The sequence below is a fragment of the Desulfocucumis palustris genome (assembly GCF_002933875.1).
Classification (GTDB): domain Bacteria; phylum Bacillota; class Desulfotomaculia; order Desulfotomaculales; family Desulfocucumaceae; genus Desulfocucumis; species Desulfocucumis palustris.
In genome coordinates this window covers 1-17,324 of sequence record NZ_BFAV01000112.1, presented here as the reverse complement: position 1 = coordinate 17,324, position 17,324 = coordinate 1, and the positions used below count along the sequence as shown (strand labels likewise).

Genomic DNA, 17,324 nt, shown 5'->3' with positions numbered 1-17,324 from the left:
GTATGGCACGGACAAGCCAAGCGAAACGTCCCCATGCCAGATCCCGGTGTGTAAAGAAACATTCAGTAATTTTGGGCAAAGGGATGCGGGCGGAGAAGCCTTTAGTATTTGATTGCCTCTCAAAATTATGCTATATTTAGCGCATAAATATTGAGAGCTGGGGAGGGCTTATCGTGCCGAATATCCGGCCAATTTCGGATTTACGAAATAATGCCAATGAAATCTCAGAGTTTTGCCACAGGGAGCGTGAGCCGGTTTTTATTACAAAAAACGGTGTAGGTGACATGGTGGTAATGAGTATAGAAGCATACGAGAAGCAGCAAGCACTCATTGAGCTCTATGGGAAGTTGTCTGAAGCAGAGGCCGAGATTGCCAATGGCGCGGCTGGTGAGGATTTCTTTGAGGTCGCGAAGAAGCTGAGGGCAAGTGTTCATGGAAAACTATAAGCTGCTGATTTTTCCCTCGGCGAAGCTGGATTTGCAGGATATTGTCGATTATGTCAACGGGCTTTCGCCGGAGGCAGCGCTCAAACTGTACGACGAAATTGTGGAAGGTATCGGCTCGCTATCACAAATGCCTGAGCGGTGCCCTCTGTTAAAAAGCCCGGTGTTGAGGGTAAAGAGCTATCGCGTACTGATAGTGCACAAATATCTGGTGTTTTATGTGGTGAATGGCAACTGGGTGGAAATTCGCCGCATCCTATACGGGCGCAGGCAATATGAGTTTTTACTGTAAAAAAAGAGTCCCACAGCCGGCGTCCGCTTGGCGCCTTTAATATATTTGGATAAAGAAGGCTGGAATCCTCAAATCAGGAGAATTCAGCCAAATTTTTTTGTCAATCATAAGAACGAAGCGTCCCCATGCCACCCCCGCCAGCCAAACGAAGTGTTTCCATGTCACCTGAGTGCATCTAACAAGCCAGACGAAACGTCCCCATGCCACCACCCCCATGCCGGCAGGAAGAAAGGTGAGGTAATGTATAGCCCGGTTTTGGAGCTGTTTCATCCGCTTATCCGCAAATGGTTTGCCGAAAAGGTGGGCCTGCCCACCGATATACAGGTTCAGGCCTGGCCCCGGGTGGCCAAGGGCGAGCATGTTCTGATCACCGCTCCCACCGGCAGCGGCAAAACCCTGACCGCTTTTCTCTGGGCGCTTCAAAAGCTGATAACCGGGGAGTGGCTGGGGGGGCGGGTGCGGGTTCTGTATGTTTCGCCCCTGAAGGCCCTTAATAACGACGTGCGGCGCAACCTTTTAAAGCCTCTCCGGGAACTGCGGGAGTATTTTGAAGAGGCCGGCGAGAGATTTCCCCCTGTCCGGGTGCTCACCCGCAGCGGGGACACCCCGCAAAATGAACGCCGGCAGATGCTGCGCAGACCTCCCGAAATACTGATCACCACCCCCGAGAGCCTCAATCTGCTGCTTGGCTCCAAAAACAGCCGGGCCATTTTAAGCGGGGTGGAAACGGTTATTCTGGACGAAATCCATGCCATACTGGACAGCAAGCGGGGCACCCATCTGATTACGGCGGTGGACCGGCTTGTTCCCCTGGCGGGGGAATTCCAGAGGATAGCCTTGTCCGCCACGGTCCGGCCCCGGGAAACGGTGGCGGAATTTGTGGGCGGCTTTGAGGCGGTCCAGGCCGGAGAAGATTACCGCTATCTGAAGAGGCCGGTGGTTATATTGAAGTCGGCCGTTAAAAAACACTACAATCTGACCGTTGAAGCTATTGAGCGGGACAATGGCGGGGAGGAGGAGACGGAGCCGGACGCCGTCTGGCAGGCCCTGGCCGCCGCCCTGACCAGGGTGATCCGGGAAAATACCGCCACCCTGGTTTTTTGCAACAGCCGCCGGACGGTTGAGAAACTGACCCGCTATATAAATGATTTGGCGGGTGAGTCCCTGGTTTATTCCCACCATGGCTCACTGGCCCGGGAATTAAGGCTGGCGGTGGAAGAAAAGCTTAAGGCGGGCGAACTGAAAGGAATTGTGGCCACCAATTCCCTGGAGCTGGGAATAGATATCGGCGAACTGGACGCCGTGATACTGGTGCAAACCCCGCCCTCAATGACTGCCGCCATCCAGAGGATCGGCCGGGCCGGCCACGGGGTGGGACAGGTGAGCCGGGGAATTCTATATCCCGTTCACGGGCGCGATTTTGTGGAAGCCGCGGTGGCCTCCTTAAACCTGTCCGAAGAGGGGATTGAACCCATCGCCCCCATTGAGGCGCCTTTGGATGTGCTGGCGCAGGTACTTTTATCCATGACCGCTGTTGAGACCTGGAACGTGGATGAGCTTTACGCCTTTCTAAGGACAAGTTATCCCTACCGCGGCCTGTCCAGGAAGAGTTATGACCTGCTGCTGGAAATGCTGGCTGGCCGCTATGCGGATACCCGCCTGCGGGAGCTTAACCCCCGGGTCATTTGGGACAAGCTGGACAATACGGTGAAAGCCCGTGACAGGGTGGAACGCCTGGTTTACCAGGGGGGCGGCACCATCCCCGACAGGGGCTGCTACGATCTGCGACTGATGGATACCAGGGCCAAGATTGGCGAGCTGGATGAGGAGTTCGTCTGGGAGCGGAGCCTGGGCGAAACCTTCATGCTGGGCACCCAGGTCTGGCGGATTATGCGCGTTACACACAATGACGTGGAAGTGGTTCCCGGTGACCGGACAATTAACATAATACCCTTCTGGCGGGCGGAAGAGCAAAACCGGGATTTCTTTTATTCGGAAAAAATAGGTCTCTTCTTGGAAGAGGCGGATAAAGACCTGGAAACGGAAGCCCTCGCTTATCAGCTGGCCGGACATGGCTGGTCCGCATATGCGGCGGAACGGCTCTATGAATTTCTCAAACGGCAAAAGGAAGCGACCGGCCAGCCCTTGCCCCACCGTCATCATATTTTATTGGAGCATTTTTCCGATCCCCTGAATTCGGCGGACAGCAAACAGGTTATTATACATGCACTTTGGGGCGGCAAAGTCAACCGTCCCTTTGCCATGGCCCTGGCCGCCGCCTGGGAGAGAAGGTTCGGCTATCCCCTGGAGATGTATGTGGGCAACAACAGCATACTTTTAATGCTGCCCCACAGCTTTGCGCCGGGAGAGCTGTTTTCCCTGGTTTCACCCCAAAACCTGGAGAATCTTTTGCGGGCTAAATTGGAGAGTTCAGGCTTTTTCGGAGCGAAATTCCGGGAAAACGCGGGGCGCGCCTTGCTGTTGCCAAAAGCCGGCTTCAAAAAACGCATGCCCTTGTGGCTGAACCGCCTGAGGGCCAAAAAATTGATGTCGGCGGTGGCCCCGTGCGCCGATTTTCCCATCATGCTTGAGACCTGGCGCACCTGTCTTAAGGATGAATTCGACCTGGAAGCGGTCAAACAGCTGCTGGAAGAAATAAAGGACGGCCGGATCAGTATAAGCGAAGCCATTACCCACCAGCCGTCTCCTTTCGCTTCCGACGTGATCTGGCGCCAGACCAACAAATACATGTATGAAGACGACACTCCCTTATCCGATAAGCAGTCCGGATTGAGCCGGGAGTTATTGAAAGAGCTGGTGTATTCACCTCATTTACGGCCGGAAATCCCTGAGGCCCTGGTCCGGGAATTGGACGGCAAGCTCAAGCGGACCGCTCCGGGGTATGCGCCCGCCGACGGGGAGGAGCTATTGCTCTGGATCAAGGAACGCCTTTTTATTCCCGCTGATGAGGCGGCTTCCCTCTTTGCCGCCATGGAACGGGATCACCGGTCGGACGGCCACAATTTAACCCTGGAAGAGATTAAGAGCAACCTGGGAGGAAAGGCGGCCTGGCTGCACCTGCCGGGGACGGAACAGCCGGGCCTGTGCGCCCTGGAAATATTGCCGAGGATCGCCGCAGGTTTGGGTATCGGCTTTTCCGGCCTTACCCTGCTCCCCTTGCTCCCCCAGGCAGCCGGCCAACTGTCCCAGGGTCTGAAAAGAGCCGCCGCCCTTTTTGAACAGGAGGCTGCCCGGGAGCCGGAGGAATCCGGAAGCGATACGGCCCTCCTGGTGAGCCAGTGGTTGTCCTACTACGGTCCCGTGTCCCGGGAGTTTGTGAGCCGCAGCCTTGGACTGCCGGCTGAGGTTTGCGCAGAGGTATTTGCCACCTTGCTGGAAGAGGAATATATCGTGGCGGATGTGCTTACCCGGGGAGCCGTCGAAGAAGAGGTATGTGACCGCGAAAATCTGGAGCGCCTGTTTATGATGTCCAGGCGTGCCCGCCGGCCGGAGTTCAGGCCTTTGCCGGCGACGGCGCTGCCCCTGTTTCTGGCGTACTGCCAGGGGGTTGTGGAAAAAGGGAGCACCCTGGAGGATTTACAGGGGCGCCTGGAGCAATTGTTTGGCTTTATCAGCCAGGCCCAGCTCTGGGAGGAAGCCATCCTGCCCGCCCGCATGGAGCCCTATTATACCGCCTGGCTGGATAGCCTCCTGCAAACCAGTGATCTGATATGGTTCGGCCGGGGCAACAAGAGGATTGGCTTTTGCTTTCGTGAGGATTTGGAGCTGTTTCCTCCCGGTGAAGATTATCAGGGGGAAGAAGAGGAGGCGCGGGCCCGGGCGCTTTTTCCGGATCCCCGGGGCAAATACGATTTCTTTGCCCTGGGCCGGCATACGGGTTTGTCAAGCGATGTTTTAACAGCAAGATTATGGGAGCATGTCTGGCGGGGAAGCATCACCAACGACAGCTTTGCCGCGCTGCGCAGGGGCATCCTGACCAAATTTGCCCCCCTCCAGGCGGAAGGCAAGGGTGGTTTTGGCCGCCGGGCGGGATTCAGCCGCTGGTCCGCTTCGCGTCCCCTGCACGGCAGCTGGTATGCCCTGCCGGAAAACGAAGAGCGGGATCCCGTGGAGCGGGAGGAATTGGTCAAGGAGAGAATCCGCCAGCTTCTTTCCCGCTATGGCGTGCTTTTCCGGGAACTGGTCCAGCAGGAACTGCCCGGGATGCAGTGGCGGCGAATTTTTTCCGCACTGCGTCTCATGGAGTTTTCCGGGGAGATTTATGCCGGGCATTTTTTTGAACAAATCACCGGCTTGCAGTTTGCTTCCCGGGAGGCGTATCTTTTCTTGCAGAAAGGATTGAACGAGGATAGTATTTACTGGCTGAACGCGGCTGACCCCGCATCGCCCTGCGGGCTGAAACTTCCCGGCATGGACGAGGACCTTCCCGCCCGCTTGCCGGCCAATTTTGTGGTGTTCCATGGCACCCGGCTGAAAGTGACGGCCAAACGAAACGGCAAAGAGCTTTTAATCAAAGCCGAACCCGACGACCCGGCTTTACCCTCGTATTTTGCTTTTTGCAAAGTCCTCCTGACCCGTGAGTTTAATCCCTTAAAAAGAATAGTGGTGGAGTCCGTTAACGTCCTGCCCGCCCTGGAAAGCCCCTACAAAAAAGCTTTACAAAGTGTTGGTTTCACCGCCGACTATAAAAGTCTGAAATTGATGCGGCAATATTAGGCCGGGATGTCAGGGGGATGCCTGCTGCCGGCATGTAAATAAATTCGGGATATCTGTGGTCCCTGTTTGTGTGTCAGCAAGCAATAGAAAAAGCCATAATAGCTCAATAATTACCGGTTTTTGCTCCCGGTTTGACGAAGTGGACTATTGACGATGAGGGCAAGCGCTTATTAATTATCTTGGCAGATGCTATTAATGGACAGCTAAGGTTTTTTAAAAACAACAGCCTATGCCACGGGGACACCATTTAAAGGACGGTATCTCCGTGGTCTTTTATGTTTTTGGAGGGCTGTGCCGCGATAGCCGCTGTACAGCCGCAATTAAGGATGTCTGGGGATTATCAAACATTGATCGATAAAATACTACAGTATATGATAGAAAGTAAGTATAAAATTGTTCCGGGAAGCCAGCCAACACCCGAGCCGGATGCTTTCGTTTAGAAGTTGCGGCGAAGGGTAATTATTATACTGAAAAATTTAACGACATAAAAAACCAATTTGGAGAGGGACCGCATGATCGACGTATTTAGAAAAATAACGGCTGCCAAGTATCTTACCGAAGAGGCCGATGAGTATCGCGCCATTATGCGGTATTTCCTGTTGCAGCACCGTACGCATAATCATTTTGTGGAATCTATCGATGTCTGGCAATATGTAAAAATGCGGTTTTTGGAGTATACGGAAGAGAAATGCCAGTACCACCTGGACCAACTGCAACAGTGGGGAGCTATCCGGGTGCTTCCCATCCGGTCTCGGCCCAAAGACATCTCCGATGTCCGCCGGCGGCCAAAGACTTACCAGATCGAGCGAATTGCTCTCCTCCTGGAGGAGGCCCGGCTGTCCGAGGAGCAGGAGCGGGCTGCTAAGCTTAACCCATCCGCGCTGGATGATATGATCCTGAGCCTGGAGGATTTGGCGCAGGTGATGTCCGCCTTCTCCCTTCCGGCATCCGGTAAGGATCGGGCCAGGGTGTACAAACTCTGGCAATCCGTATTCCGCTCCTTTGACACCTTTGCCCGCAGCGCAGACAGATACATGCTCGGACTAACCCAGAACCAGCCCAAGACTGTGGATATGGAGCGATACGAGGAATACAAAAACCGGATACGGGACTACCTGACTGATTATATCAGCCGTCTTTTCGAACAGCGGGATCATGCTCGCTACTTGCTCCTGAACCTGGAACGGGAGAAGGATGTCCTGGCTGACTGTTGCGCCGCCCAGTCCCGGCGCGAGCTTGCGGCTGACGCCCTGGTTGATGATTATGAGGTGGCGGTCAAACGCTACCGGGAACAGGTAAACACTCTAATTCGTTATTTCGCCCGGCATACACGATCAGCACAGCGAAGTGATGTGGATGTTCTGATCGGCCAGGCCAGGGGTTTTATCGTAGAGATTTCCAATCACGTAAAGCGACTCAGCCTTCAGCAGAGGGGCGGCTCCATTCATGAACAGCAGTTGCTGCGAATGGCCCGTACCTTTGCCGATATTCCTCCCGAAAATCTGGAACAAGCCGAATGGCTGGCCCAAGTAGCCTTCGGCGCCACTTTACCGCTCCATTTTAAAGGACAGGCTCCTCCTCCTTCCGACCAGCAGGCTTGGGAGACAAAACCCGCCGAGGTGCCCCTGCAGTCTGTCCGGCGAGGGCAGCGCCAGAGGATTCGGCCGGCTGCCACCCGGGACCGGTCCGTGGAAGAGTATAACCAGATGCAAGAGCAAGCCGAAGAGCGTCTGCGGAAGCTGCGGGAACTTGAGGCGCTGTTTGGCTCCTCCGGCATCCTGGACCTCAGCTATCTGCACCTGGCAACCCCCGATTTGCGCCGGAAAGTTCTTGAGTTGGTGAAGAGGGCCGAGGCCGGAAGCGGTACTGCCACGGTAGGGTATCGCGACTGGCGGGTGGTGTTGGAGGCGGTGCCTTTGCCCACCGGGGTCATCACTGCCCCGGACGGTTTCCTCTACCGCAAGCCCATTATCCTGAGGTTGCAGAAAGGAAGGATTCACCCTTGAGTGTTCAGGCCAAATATGAAGAGCGGCGTATGGCGCTGCACGACTTGTTGGACCGGGTTCTGGTAACCCGGGGGAGCAGTTCTGATGCTTATCGCCGGATTTTTCTCCATTACCATTGGCTGAAGGAGTGGTTCCGGGAACGCCCGGGTTGGAGGCTGGCGCAATGGGAGGATTCCTACCGGCTGGAGCGTGTTCCTGCGCGGGCAGTGCCAGGCCGGGGGATGGAAGGGCTGAAGGAACCACTGGATTATGCCTGTTTATGCTGGGTTCTCTGGTTCGCATCCATGCGGTCCAGTAACGCCCAGGACTGGTTTGCGCTATCGGAACTGGCCCGGGAGGTGCAGGAGATTTCAGAAGGGCGGTTCACCATGGAGAATCGCCCCCACAGGGAGTCTTTTGTCCGGGCGCTTCGGCTCTTGCAGCGGCTCGGTGTTCTTACCGCCTATTCGGGGGACGAGGATCACTGGGTGCGGGCTGAGAACAGAACCGACCCTGATGCGGAAGTCCTCTATGATCTGGCCTCCCATTCCCCCCGCTTGCTGGTAATGGTGGGTGAAGAGGCTATGAAAGCCATTAGCCAAAGCGATGCCGGGCAGCCTGTTCTTCCTCTGGTGGCAGATGAACTCCCTCCCCTGCAGCGGGCCTGGCGGACCTTGCTTATTGGCCCGGTTCTCTGGCGGGGTGATGACCCCGAGGCTTTCACTGCGCTAACAGAGAGTCCCCAGGAGGTGGCCGATGACCTGCACAATTCTCTTGGCTGGCAGATCGAGATGGGGCTTGACTTCGCCCGGGTTTGGCGCACCACAACCGCTCGGGGGGCAGCAGGCCTGCTGCTGGAGGTGGGGGCGGGCCTCAATGCCGCGCAGGAGGATGATGTTGCCCCGCACATCCGGTACTACTTTCACCCGGTCCTCCTGTTGATAGGCAAAATCCGGGATGAGCTGGCGGCAGGGCGGCTGTCGGCCGGGCCTGAAGGAGATGTGCGTTTGCCCGAGGGTGATCTCAGGGATTATCTGGTCGGTCTGGCGGAGGCTCACCGGGGACAGTGGGGCCAGGAGATGCAGAAGATGAACATGGGCCAGTTGGTTGATCTTATTTACCGGCAGATGCGCAGAATAGGCTATTTGCGGGGGCCGGACTCCAAAGGTTACTGTTACCTGCTGCCCGGCGCCGCAAGCGCCGTTGGCTATTACCAGGAACCGGCGGAGGCTGCCTTGCCTCATTGCAAGGGGAAAGATGAATTTATTCAGATTCCTCTATTCGACGGGCTGTCGGATTGGAAAGAGAGGGACGGGTAATGGATTTGCTGAGAATACATACCGGAACTATGTATGAAATAGCCGAAAAACTTCCCGGCGGGCCGACCGGGTGGGCGGTCAACCGTCTGATTTTTCGGGATTGGTGGCATTGGAAAGACCAGGAGCTGCAGGCCGGGCTGGGCAACATGGCGCTGACCGGCCAGAATGAGGGCGGAAAATCTTCCCTGCTGGCGCTGGCCGCAACACTGTTGGACGGAGACACAACCCCGCGCAGGCTTGATCCCTCTCTCTCCCCGGACCGGTATCTTCATTATTTTTTGCTGGGGAAGGAGCACGATAATCCGGAGAATCCGGAAGTTTTTTCCTATAAGGCCCGGGTCGGTTATGTGGCCATGGAGTTCCGCCGCGAACGGGACGGGCGTTATCTTACCATCGGAATGGGAGTGGACGCCTCCCAGGCCGTCCAGGGAAAGATTCGGGAGTGGTGGGGCTTTATTATTCCCGGCTATCGTTTAGGGCGCCATTTCGATGTCAGGGACAAGGACGGTATTTGTTTCGGGTTACAGGACTTCAGGCAATTGCCGGACCTGGGACTGGTGGTGGATGGTGAAGGGGACGTGCCCCCCGATGCCGTGGTGGTAACCACCAAGCGCCACATCTACCGGCAGCAGGTGAACGACCACCTTTTTAAAATGGAGGATGATGATTACCGGGCATTGATAGAGTCGCTGGTTTCGGCGCGCCGGCCCAAAATTGTGCAGGCCACCCAGGAAGGGCCTGAAAAAGTCTGCCAATTGTTGCAGGAATCTCTGCCTCCACTGCCGGCGGAGCAGATGGACAACCTATCGGCGGTGATTAATAACCTTGAGCTTCATCAACGGAATTTGAAAGATCTGGAAAACCAGGCGGAGATGGCCGGGGAGATCGACCGCCGTCACTACTGGCTTGTGGAGGTGCTGGTGCAGCAAGCTGCCCAGGAGTACAGCAGCCAGCTCGGATCTTATGCCAATGTGGTGGGACGCTTTCAAAAGGCCGAAAATCAGCGGGATGAGGCCCGGACGGCCGTCGACGGATTGGATAACAAAATCCGGGAAAAGAAAACAGCCATGTCACTGGCCGGGTCGGAACTGACCGCCCAGCGGGTGGACGTGGCGGAACTGCCCGCACAGCTCAAGCAAGCCCGGAGCCGGGAAGAAAGTACTGGAAAAAACTACCTGATAACCGGTGAAAATCTGGGCAGGATTACCAAAGAGATTGATGAGGCCAACAGCGATCTCAGTCATATCCAAACGGAATTCAATAACAACCGCCGCCGCATTGTCCTTCGCCTGGACGAGCACATCCGGGTCGCCCACGGCTTGAGTTGGACCGAGGCCGGGGAGGTGCTGCGGGAGGCCCGGGACCACACTCTGACATTGGACCCGTCCGAACCTTCCGACCAGGCTCACGCTGCAGCGCCGGACTCCGCCTGCCTGATCGAGAAGAGTCAGGATATGGCGGAGCGGTGCCGCACTGTTCTTGATAGCCTGAGGGTGATGATGGACAGGGAAAGGGATTTTCAGCAACAGGAAGGGATTTTGGACGGCCTGCGCGGGGAATGGCAGATGGCGGTGGACAATGTGAACCGGGCCGGGGACCAATTGGCGGAGGAAAAGGAGCGGCTGGTGGAGTCTCTGGAGAAGTGGCAGGACATCCACCCGGAATTGGAATTGCCGGATTATCGGCTGGCAGCTGTGCGGGGCGCGGTGTTGGATTTGCAGACGGTTCCTGACCAGGGCCATCATGATCTGTTGCAGCCGCTCCGGGCATATGCCGGGGAGAGGCGTTCGGAACTGCAGTCCGCTCGGCAAAGGGTGTTGGCGCGGGCAGAGGTCATTGGCCGGGAGATTGACCGGCTGGATGAGGAGGTTCGCGGGCTGGCTGAAAAAGGTTTCCGGCCGTCCCGCTCGGTCATCCGGGACGCCGCCCGGACGGAGGTAAATGATGTCAAACCGCTTTATGAGTTGGTTCGCTTTCGTCCGGGCATCGATCCGGAGGTGGCCGCCCTGGTGGAAGCTGCCTTATTGGAGGCTGGGGTGCTGGATCTGGTTGTCCCAGCCGGAGACGCGCCTTTAGCCGATGCCTGGCTTTGGTCTTCCCGGCCAGTGACAGGCCCGTCACTGGCCACGGTGATGGAATCGGAGGAATGCGCGCCGGGGATTGCCGATGCGGCCCTGGCGGCCATCGGCTGGGGCGTTGGGCAGGGCGACCACTGGGTGGCCCCGGACGGACGCTGGCGGCATGGTTTGGCGGAGGGACAAGTGGCGCCCTGGATGCGGGAAACGCCCGGTCTGGTCGGCGCCCTCCGCCGGCAGCAGGCCCTTGCTGAGCGGATTAACCTCCTTCAGGAGGCTAAACAGTCGGCGGAAGATATGCGGATGGGGGTCTTGGCCGAGTCTGAATTGTACCGGATTTCGCTGGAGGCGGTGGACCGAGCTTTGGACCGGTTGGACCAACTGCTGTGGCAGGCCCTTTTCAAAGCTATTCATAACCTGGAGAGCGCCCGGGATGCCGCACAAAAGGCAAAGCAAGCGGTGGATGCCGCCAGGCCTATGGCCGACGCCGCCAGGCGGGACTTCGAGGCTGCACAGGCCCTTTACCGGGAAGCGGTGCGCCGGGCGCCTTTTGCCGGGGAACTTAACGGGGACGGACTTGATCGTTTGGTTGATGGTTTGAAGGAGTTTTCTCAAGGCATAAGCGCGCTGACCCAATTGTACGGGAGCTTGGAGCAATGGATGAAGCAATACCGGTATAAAAGTGAGCAGATAAAAAAACTTGAAGGGTCGCGCAAGGATTGGAAGAATCAGCAGTTAGCTGCGGAGAGGGAATATTTGGCCGTTAAGGCTGAGGTAACGGCGCTTAAACAACGGATTCAGGACCCTGATATAGCCGTGGCCCTTGCCGCCCGCCAGCGGCTGGAGGATCAGATTCAGCAACTGGAAAGAGAAATAGAAGCTGCCAAAGAAGATAAAATTGGACAAAAGGGCCAATACGAGGCGGCAGTGCAGCAGTTGGCATATTTGGAACCGGAAGTGCGGACCGCTAAACAATTGCGGGATGAGAAGCGGAGCCTTTTGCTGGAGCGGCTCTCCCTGCACCCGGACTTTGCGGCGGAAGCCGGCCGTTTGACGTCTGAAGCCGAGCATAAGCCCGGTTCTTTACGAATGCTTCCCAATCTGGTGGATAATATCACCGACTTGCAGGAAGCCATTGATGAGCGAAAGACCGAGTTGATGAAGTGGTTTCAAAAGGTGGCCGACGAATTGATCGAGTATCGGCCTACTCACAGTAAGACCTTTGACCGAATCGTTTTTTTTGACGAGGCGCGCCGGGAACTGATGCCCGGGGAATTATATGAACGGCTGGTTGATCGCCAGGAGACGACCCGGAAATTGATTGGCGCTGAGGAGCGGAACCTCTACGAAGAAATAATCTGTAACGACCTCCTGGATGAGTTAATCGATCTGATGGCCGGGGCCATGGAATTTCGTATAATAATGAACCGGAAACTAGAAGGGCTGAAATCATCCAGCGGGGCTTACTTTTCCTTCAAACTGGATTTCCAGGCAGACTCGGTGCCGGGTGTCCGGGTGGGTCGGGCGCTTGACGAACTGAACCTGGTGGGCGTTAATTGGCTGACAGGTGAGCAGCGGCACCAACTGGCAAAGCTGATCCGGGACGAGGTGGAGCGGGCTAGGCGGGAGGCCCAGGCCCAGAACCGGACCGTGGGTTATCTGGAAGCCATCCAGATAACCCTTGACTACCGGCGATGGTACGAATTCCGGCTTTTTAGCCACGAACCGGGACACAAACCGGAGCCAATAAAAAACCGGGGCTTTGGAACCCGGAGCATGTTCGGCCGTTCCTGGGCTTTGGCCGTGCCCATCATAGCCGGGGTGGCGGCCCGTTATGACGCCGCCCGGGACTCCGATGTTCCCCGGATTGTTTTCCTGGACGAGGTTTTTGCGGGCTTTGACCCAAAGAACCAGGCAACATACCTGCGCTATCTAAATGAGTTGAAACTTAACTGGATAATAACTTCTCCCGAAGATATGCCTTACAGTGACCAGTTGCCGGCTGTTATGAGCTACCAGATGTACCTCTCCGGCACCACCCACACCGCCTATCCGAGTCTTTGGGACGGACAGAGGGTGACAGATCCCTTTGAATTGTCCGGCCAGGCCGCACAAATGTGTGTTGTCGGTAAGAAAGAGGAGTTGGGCGCGTAATGGATGCAATGGTCATAGCCCGCCGGATGAGGGCGGCCGGGATAGGGTTTTTATTGGATCAAGCGCAGGCATTACTGGAGAGATCCGGCCGGTCACTGGAGGAACTGCGGGGGAACCCGGCTGCCTTGCGCGGTGTTATTCATCTAAATCTTTCTGTTGCCGAGCGAAAGGCGCTGGCTGATTTCTGGGGGCACCGGCGGCTGGCCGGCAAGAATGGAGCAAAGCATACCCGGATTCGTCTGTTGGACCTGCACGAAAGATTAAGGGAATATGGGGCCGATTTGTTCTCGGTGCTGGAGGTGGACGTGGGCTCCTTTCATACCAGGGCAGACAGGGAGACTGTTCTGGTGGAAGCTCTGACCCGGGAGCATCAACGGCTGCGGATGGCTTTTGCAGGCAGTGCAACCGTTCTTTCCTGGCTTGAGGGCCTGTTAAAGGATACCCCGTCGGGGAAGTGGTTCAGACGAGCCTGGAACGGTGACCGGGAGGCGGCGGTGACAGCTGCAAAAAACGTAGCCCTGGCCATAAGTGTGCTTCCTGCCACCGGGGAGTCTCATCTGGCCATGTTTGCCGCCCGGGTTACCGGTGATCCCCACTGCTTTGACCAGGGGACGCCGGCAGGCCAGCTGCTTTTGACGGCCATAGGGGAGTTGTTTGGTTGTGCCCCCGGTCGCAGCCATTTGCCCTTGTCTGTTTGGCGGGGGCTGCAATTGGGCCAGGCCAGCCTGGAGGTGGACGGTATTTCCTCTGACGTGGCGGTGGCCAACTTCCGTGATTCCGGGCATCCGGTGATCCAGTCGATGGCGGATCAAGGCGGCGGGTGGAAGATTCCCCTCCGGGAGGTGCGCGGGCTTCAACGGCTTCAGGCACACCAACGGTCAGCCTATGTGCTGGAAAATCCATCGGTGTTTCAAACTTTTGCTGATCGGACGCGGCATTGGCCGTTTGATGAACGTCCGCTCCTGGTCTGTACCGCCGGGTTTCTTAGCGCCGCCGGCTACCAGCTGATGGAAAGGCTGGCAGGGGTGGGTTACCGGCTCTACTATGGCGGAGACTTTGACTCAAACGGAATATCCATCGCCCTGGCGCTGAAGCAGCGCTTTCCCGAACTCATTTTATGGAGAATGAGTGTGGAAGATTACCGGACGGCTCTTGCCTTGCGAACTGTAGCGGTTAATTTATCGGTAAAGGATGTTGCCCGGCTGGGGCTGGTGGAAGGGGAACTGGCCGAGGTGGCCTGGGCGATGCTAAGCACAAAAAAGCCCGCTTACCAGGAGCAGGTGGCCGGCCAGCTCTGGGCGGATCTGGAAAAACAGCGGCGGCTCAGTCTTTAAAAAAGAATGTGTCTTTCTGGTCGGGGACTGGAGATAACCAAAGGGAGAGATTGCTCATCAAGGTTTACTACGATAGAATCAAGCTCCATTCGCCAATTGGTTGCATGAACCCTCCGCCAATGTTGGGCGGGTTTTTCATCGCTGGGGAAATTTGTGTCCCCGACACACTGGAGGTAAAGTAGCAGGCCAGGGGAGTAATTCATCCAGAGCTTTGTAATCTTTCGTATCCAGGTTAGGAAATGCCTGGGGTTCGAATCCCTAGCTCCCTGCCAGATATAATGAAAGACAAGGGCTTCTCACTGATTGATAGTGGGGAGTCCTAGTCTTTTTGCGGGCGGTTTTGGAGCGTAGTCGACGGAAAGGGTGACGTGGTCGCCTTTAAGTATAAAACACAATAGGTGGCACATCAACCAAATCGCACGTTTCTGAATGAGCCATTTGAGCCGAGGACCATTTAAGCGGTATAACATATAACTTTATTCAGCCCAACCATTTAGGAATTTTCAACGATATACAAAGCACTTCGGAAATAAAAAGACATACCTCCGTTGATAATAACTATTTCGTTCGAAAGAACGATATTTTACTGAAACGGCTGAATACGGACATTGCAACACTAATAACCGGGGATATGGCAAACACGGTTTTTCAAGCAATCTCTTTGTGATTCGCGTGTTCAAAGACTATTACCCGGCCTACATAGCCTGACTGCTGGAAAAACGGGGTACTACCTGGCTAAACAGCAATATTGTGGGTTCGGTGGCGGCTATAAAATCAATATCCGCAAAAGCATTGGCGGCGTTGGATATTCCTGCCATAGACTACGCATCAATATCGCCCTGCGGGGGATAGAAGATGATAATCCTTCACTATTTACAGGTGTATTTAGAAATATCGACTTTAATAGCGCAGCCCTGCTGGGCAATCACAAGCAAAAAAATACTCGGTTGAGGGAAATGCTTGAGGATTTTGAGTCTCTTGATTTGCGCCCTTCCTCCATCCAGCCCGAGGAAGGCAAGGTGGCGGCCGACACCATAGGCGACTGTGCATATGCCGGATTGGAAAGAGCGCAAAAGAATTCTTGATCACGAGATTGTAAAAGGGCTGGGATATTGAAAAACCAGACGGGAGTGGCCCAATAACTGTGGTTATCACTGTTTTTCAACATATTCTTCCACGGGAACAAGTTTGGTCCATGACAAGTTTCTGACCCATTTTTTCATGGTATGAAAAAGTCACATAAATGCATCACAGCACCCGATTTATTTAAATAAACATATCTATTTACTACCCTTCTCTTTCTGCCCTTTTTGCGCCAAATGCATGTATGGTTCTTGTTCCGGCAATGCACCTGCCACTGTGGGCAGTACCGGATGGAATATATAATTCATTACCGGGATTTAATGTGATTTCATTATCATTCATTGCAATAATATATTGACCATAAACACAAACAATATATTCTTCAAAATCATGAACATGTTCACTTGAATTTCTATCATGGTGACAAGTCCAAATAGCCATCTGGCTTCCATCGACACCATCGAAAACATAACCTTCGATATCTTTTGTGTACTGGGAAGATTGCTTTATTCGGTTTCTTATATTTTTCATGAATTTTGGGAAGTCCTTCATAGTTATCTCCCTTTTTAGTTGGTGTGCTAATATGAATAATGCTTAGTTATCAATTCTACCGGATCTTATATTCCATTAGCAGTTTGATTATGGTTTTACTATATAAAATATTTCCTCTCTTTCTATGGTAAGTTCTTTTTGGGCCAGCATCTTACCCGTTTTAATATCCTCCACCTTTAATGTAACAATAATACTATCGGGTTCTGTTGAAACCTCTCCCAATGGACTCCATATTACTTTTTCTCCTGAATTAACAATCTCTTTGTCCCATTTATCCCCGAAAAGTAAAAACCTTCCATTTGTGGTTGTCCAGTGATATTGCACTTTTATATTTTTTTGATTTGTCTCAAATTGCGGAGTCATTCCGATACCTATTGCTGAGGACATTAATGGAGTATATTTCGTTATATCTGTTTTGATTTTTATTTCGTATTCAGGTGCTTCACAACCCGAAGACAAACATGCTGACATTAAGAGGAAAAATGATAAAATAATTAATTTTTTCATTTTAGCACCCCTGATACTGCTTAATAAAGGCCCTCACATAGCCAATTCATAATTTAAATAATATGGATGGAAGTTAAATATGCAAAAATACTAATTCTTCGTATTATCTGAGAAAGAAACTTTTAAGACAAAAGCCCAGTCAACTCTCTTTGCCATTTCCTCAATAGATTCATCGTTACTATATGTAGCGGTTGCCCCCTTTTCGGCCATCAGGCCCCATACTGCCGTTGCTTCATTATCAGTAACTTCCTTGCTGCCAGATAGTTCTTTTGGTCCATATTGATATGAGGAGCTAAATCTAGGGATAATGCAAGTCGAAGAGCTGTACCCTCCATTTTGGGATATTTCCGTTACTTCCTTAAATGAAGAGCTTGCATTATCCGGCCCTTCGTCTCTTAATGACACCGAAACCTCACCATCAAAAGTCCCGTCAATTTTTGAATAAAATGGATTTAATGTTGATTTTATTTTCCCGTTTTCCCAAAGCTCAATTGAAGTTCCAATGAATTTCTTTGTTCCTTTGTATTGTATTTTTACGCAGCCACCAATAATGTCTAAATGGGGCTGTAATATTTTGGTATCACCTTTAAATAGATTGGAAGGATATATATACACAATCCCTTTATTGCTATTAGCTTTATTCTCATTGGTATTACAACCACTCAAAAACATGGTTAATATTATCAACAAAGTAAATAAAGAAAAGAGTCTTCTCATCTAAATCACTCCATCAGAAACATGACAGTATGGCATGGGGACGGTGTGGCATGGGGACGGTGTGGCATGGGGACGGTGTGGCATGGGGACGGTGTGGCATGGGGACGGTGTGGCATGGGGACGGTG

General features: G+C 53.9%; 12 protein-coding genes. 8 read left to right on the top strand and 4 right to left on the bottom strand.

What is annotated here, in order from left to right; all coding sequences use genetic code 11:
- Nucleotides 1–173: 173 nt before the first annotated feature.
- From DCCM_RS08580 to DCCM_RS08545, 7 genes are all read left to right on the top strand, one after another.
- A complete protein-coding gene (locus DCCM_RS08580; protein ID WP_104372007.1) occupies nucleotides 174–446 on the top strand; it encodes a type II toxin-antitoxin system Phd/YefM family antitoxin in 273 nt (90 codons plus the stop codon).
- Entirely contained in the window at nucleotides 433–735 is a 303-nt protein-coding gene (locus DCCM_RS08575; RefSeq protein WP_104372006.1) for a type II toxin-antitoxin system RelE/ParE family toxin, read from the top strand. The genes DCCM_RS08580 and DCCM_RS08575 overlap by 14 nt, the downstream gene beginning before the upstream one ends.
- 240 nt (nucleotides 736–975) lie before the next feature.
- On the top strand, nucleotides 976–5,472 hold the full coding sequence (locus DCCM_RS08565; protein WP_104372004.1) for a DEAD/DEAH box helicase: 4,497 nt from the start codon (nucleotides 976–978) through the stop codon (nucleotides 5,470–5,472).
- Nucleotides 5,473–5,984: 512 nt separating this feature from the next.
- Nucleotides 5,985–7,478, top strand: a complete 1,494-nt coding sequence (locus DCCM_RS08560) for a TIGR02677 family protein (protein ID WP_104372003.1) — start codon at nucleotides 5,985–5,987, stop codon at nucleotides 7,476–7,478.
- A complete protein-coding gene (locus DCCM_RS08555; protein WP_104372002.1) occupies nucleotides 7,475–8,776 on the top strand; it encodes a TIGR02678 family protein in 1,302 nt (433 codons plus the stop codon). Before DCCM_RS08560 ends, DCCM_RS08555 begins: the two co-directional genes overlap by 4 nt.
- On the top strand, nucleotides 8,776–13,005 hold the full coding sequence (locus DCCM_RS08550) for an SbcC/MukB-like Walker B domain-containing protein (RefSeq protein WP_104372001.1): 4,230 nt from the start codon (nucleotides 8,776–8,778) through the stop codon (nucleotides 13,003–13,005). The genes DCCM_RS08555 and DCCM_RS08550 overlap by 1 nt, the downstream gene beginning before the upstream one ends.
- Nucleotides 13,005–14,339: a TIGR02679 family protein gene (locus tag DCCM_RS08545; protein ID WP_104372000.1), complete on the top strand. Its 1,335-nt coding sequence runs from the start codon at nucleotides 13,005–13,007 to the stop codon at nucleotides 14,337–14,339. Before DCCM_RS08550 ends, DCCM_RS08545 begins: the two co-directional genes overlap by 1 nt.
- A 695-nt stretch (nucleotides 14,340–15,034) precedes the next feature.
- Here the strand turns inward: DCCM_RS08545 and DCCM_RS19460 are convergent.
- Nucleotides 15,035–15,157 carry a hypothetical protein gene (locus DCCM_RS19460; protein WP_269433746.1) on the bottom strand — a complete coding sequence of 41 codons (123 nt, stop codon included), beginning with the start codon at nucleotides 15,155–15,157 and terminating at the stop codon, nucleotides 15,035–15,037.
- 138 nt (nucleotides 15,158–15,295) lie between these two features.
- Between DCCM_RS19460 and DCCM_RS19455 the strand changes: the two genes are divergently transcribed.
- Nucleotides 15,296–15,424: a hypothetical protein gene (locus DCCM_RS19455; RefSeq protein ID WP_269433745.1), complete on the top strand. Its 129-nt coding sequence runs from the start codon at nucleotides 15,296–15,298 to the stop codon at nucleotides 15,422–15,424.
- A gap of 202 nt (nucleotides 15,425–15,626) precedes the next feature.
- Here DCCM_RS19455 and DCCM_RS08535 read toward each other — a convergent pair whose 3' ends face one another.
- The 3 genes from DCCM_RS08535 to DCCM_RS08525 all read right to left on the bottom strand — a co-directional run bounded on the left by DCCM_RS08535 (nucleotide 15,627) and on the right by DCCM_RS08525 (nucleotide 17,198).
- Nucleotides 15,627–15,974: a cupin domain-containing protein gene (locus tag DCCM_RS08535; protein ID WP_104371999.1), complete on the bottom strand. Its 348-nt coding sequence runs from the start codon at nucleotides 15,972–15,974 to the stop codon at nucleotides 15,627–15,629.
- 87 nt (nucleotides 15,975–16,061) lie between these two features.
- Complete coding sequence (locus tag DCCM_RS08530) at nucleotides 16,062–16,481, bottom strand: hypothetical protein (RefSeq protein ID WP_104371998.1); 420 nt, start codon at nucleotides 16,479–16,481, stop codon at nucleotides 16,062–16,064.
- Between the two features lie 90 nt (nucleotides 16,482–16,571).
- Nucleotides 16,572–17,198, bottom strand: a complete 627-nt coding sequence (locus DCCM_RS08525; RefSeq protein WP_104371997.1) for a hypothetical protein — start codon at nucleotides 17,196–17,198, stop codon at nucleotides 16,572–16,574.
- Nucleotides 17,199–17,324 lie beyond the last annotated feature (126 nt).

What these genes read in the sequence shown, in the direction of transcription:
- DCCM_RS08565 (WP_104372004.1), top strand. Translation starts at nt 976, where the DNA reads ATGTATAGCCCGGTTTTGGAGCTGTTTCATCCGCTTATCCGCAAATGG.
- DCCM_RS19455 (WP_269433745.1), top strand. Translation starts at nt 15,296, where the DNA reads ATGCTTGAGGATTTTGAGTCTCTTGATTTGCGCCCTTCCTCCATCCAG.
- DCCM_RS08575 (WP_104372006.1), top strand. Translation starts at nt 433, where the DNA reads ATGGAAAACTATAAGCTGCTGATTTTTCCCTCGGCGAAGCTGGATTTG.
- DCCM_RS08560 (WP_104372003.1), top strand. Translation starts at nt 5,985, where the DNA reads ATGATCGACGTATTTAGAAAAATAACGGCTGCCAAGTATCTTACCGAA.
- DCCM_RS19460 (WP_269433746.1), bottom strand. Translation starts at nt 15,157, where the DNA reads ATGGCAGGAATATCCAACGCCGCCAATGCTTTTGCGGATATTGATTTT.
- DCCM_RS08530 (WP_104371998.1), bottom strand. Translation starts at nt 16,481, where the DNA reads ATGAAAAAATTAATTATTTTATCATTTTTCCTCTTAATGTCAGCATGT.
- DCCM_RS08545 (WP_104372000.1), top strand. Translation starts at nt 13,005, where the DNA reads ATGGATGCAATGGTCATAGCCCGCCGGATGAGGGCGGCCGGGATAGGG.
- DCCM_RS08550 (WP_104372001.1), top strand. Translation starts at nt 8,776, where the DNA reads ATGGATTTGCTGAGAATACATACCGGAACTATGTATGAAATAGCCGAA.
- DCCM_RS08535 (WP_104371999.1), bottom strand. Translation starts at nt 15,974, where the DNA reads ATGAAGGACTTCCCAAAATTCATGAAAAATATAAGAAACCGAATAAAG.
- DCCM_RS08525 (WP_104371997.1), bottom strand. Translation starts at nt 17,198, where the DNA reads ATGAGAAGACTCTTTTCTTTATTTACTTTGTTGATAATATTAACCATG.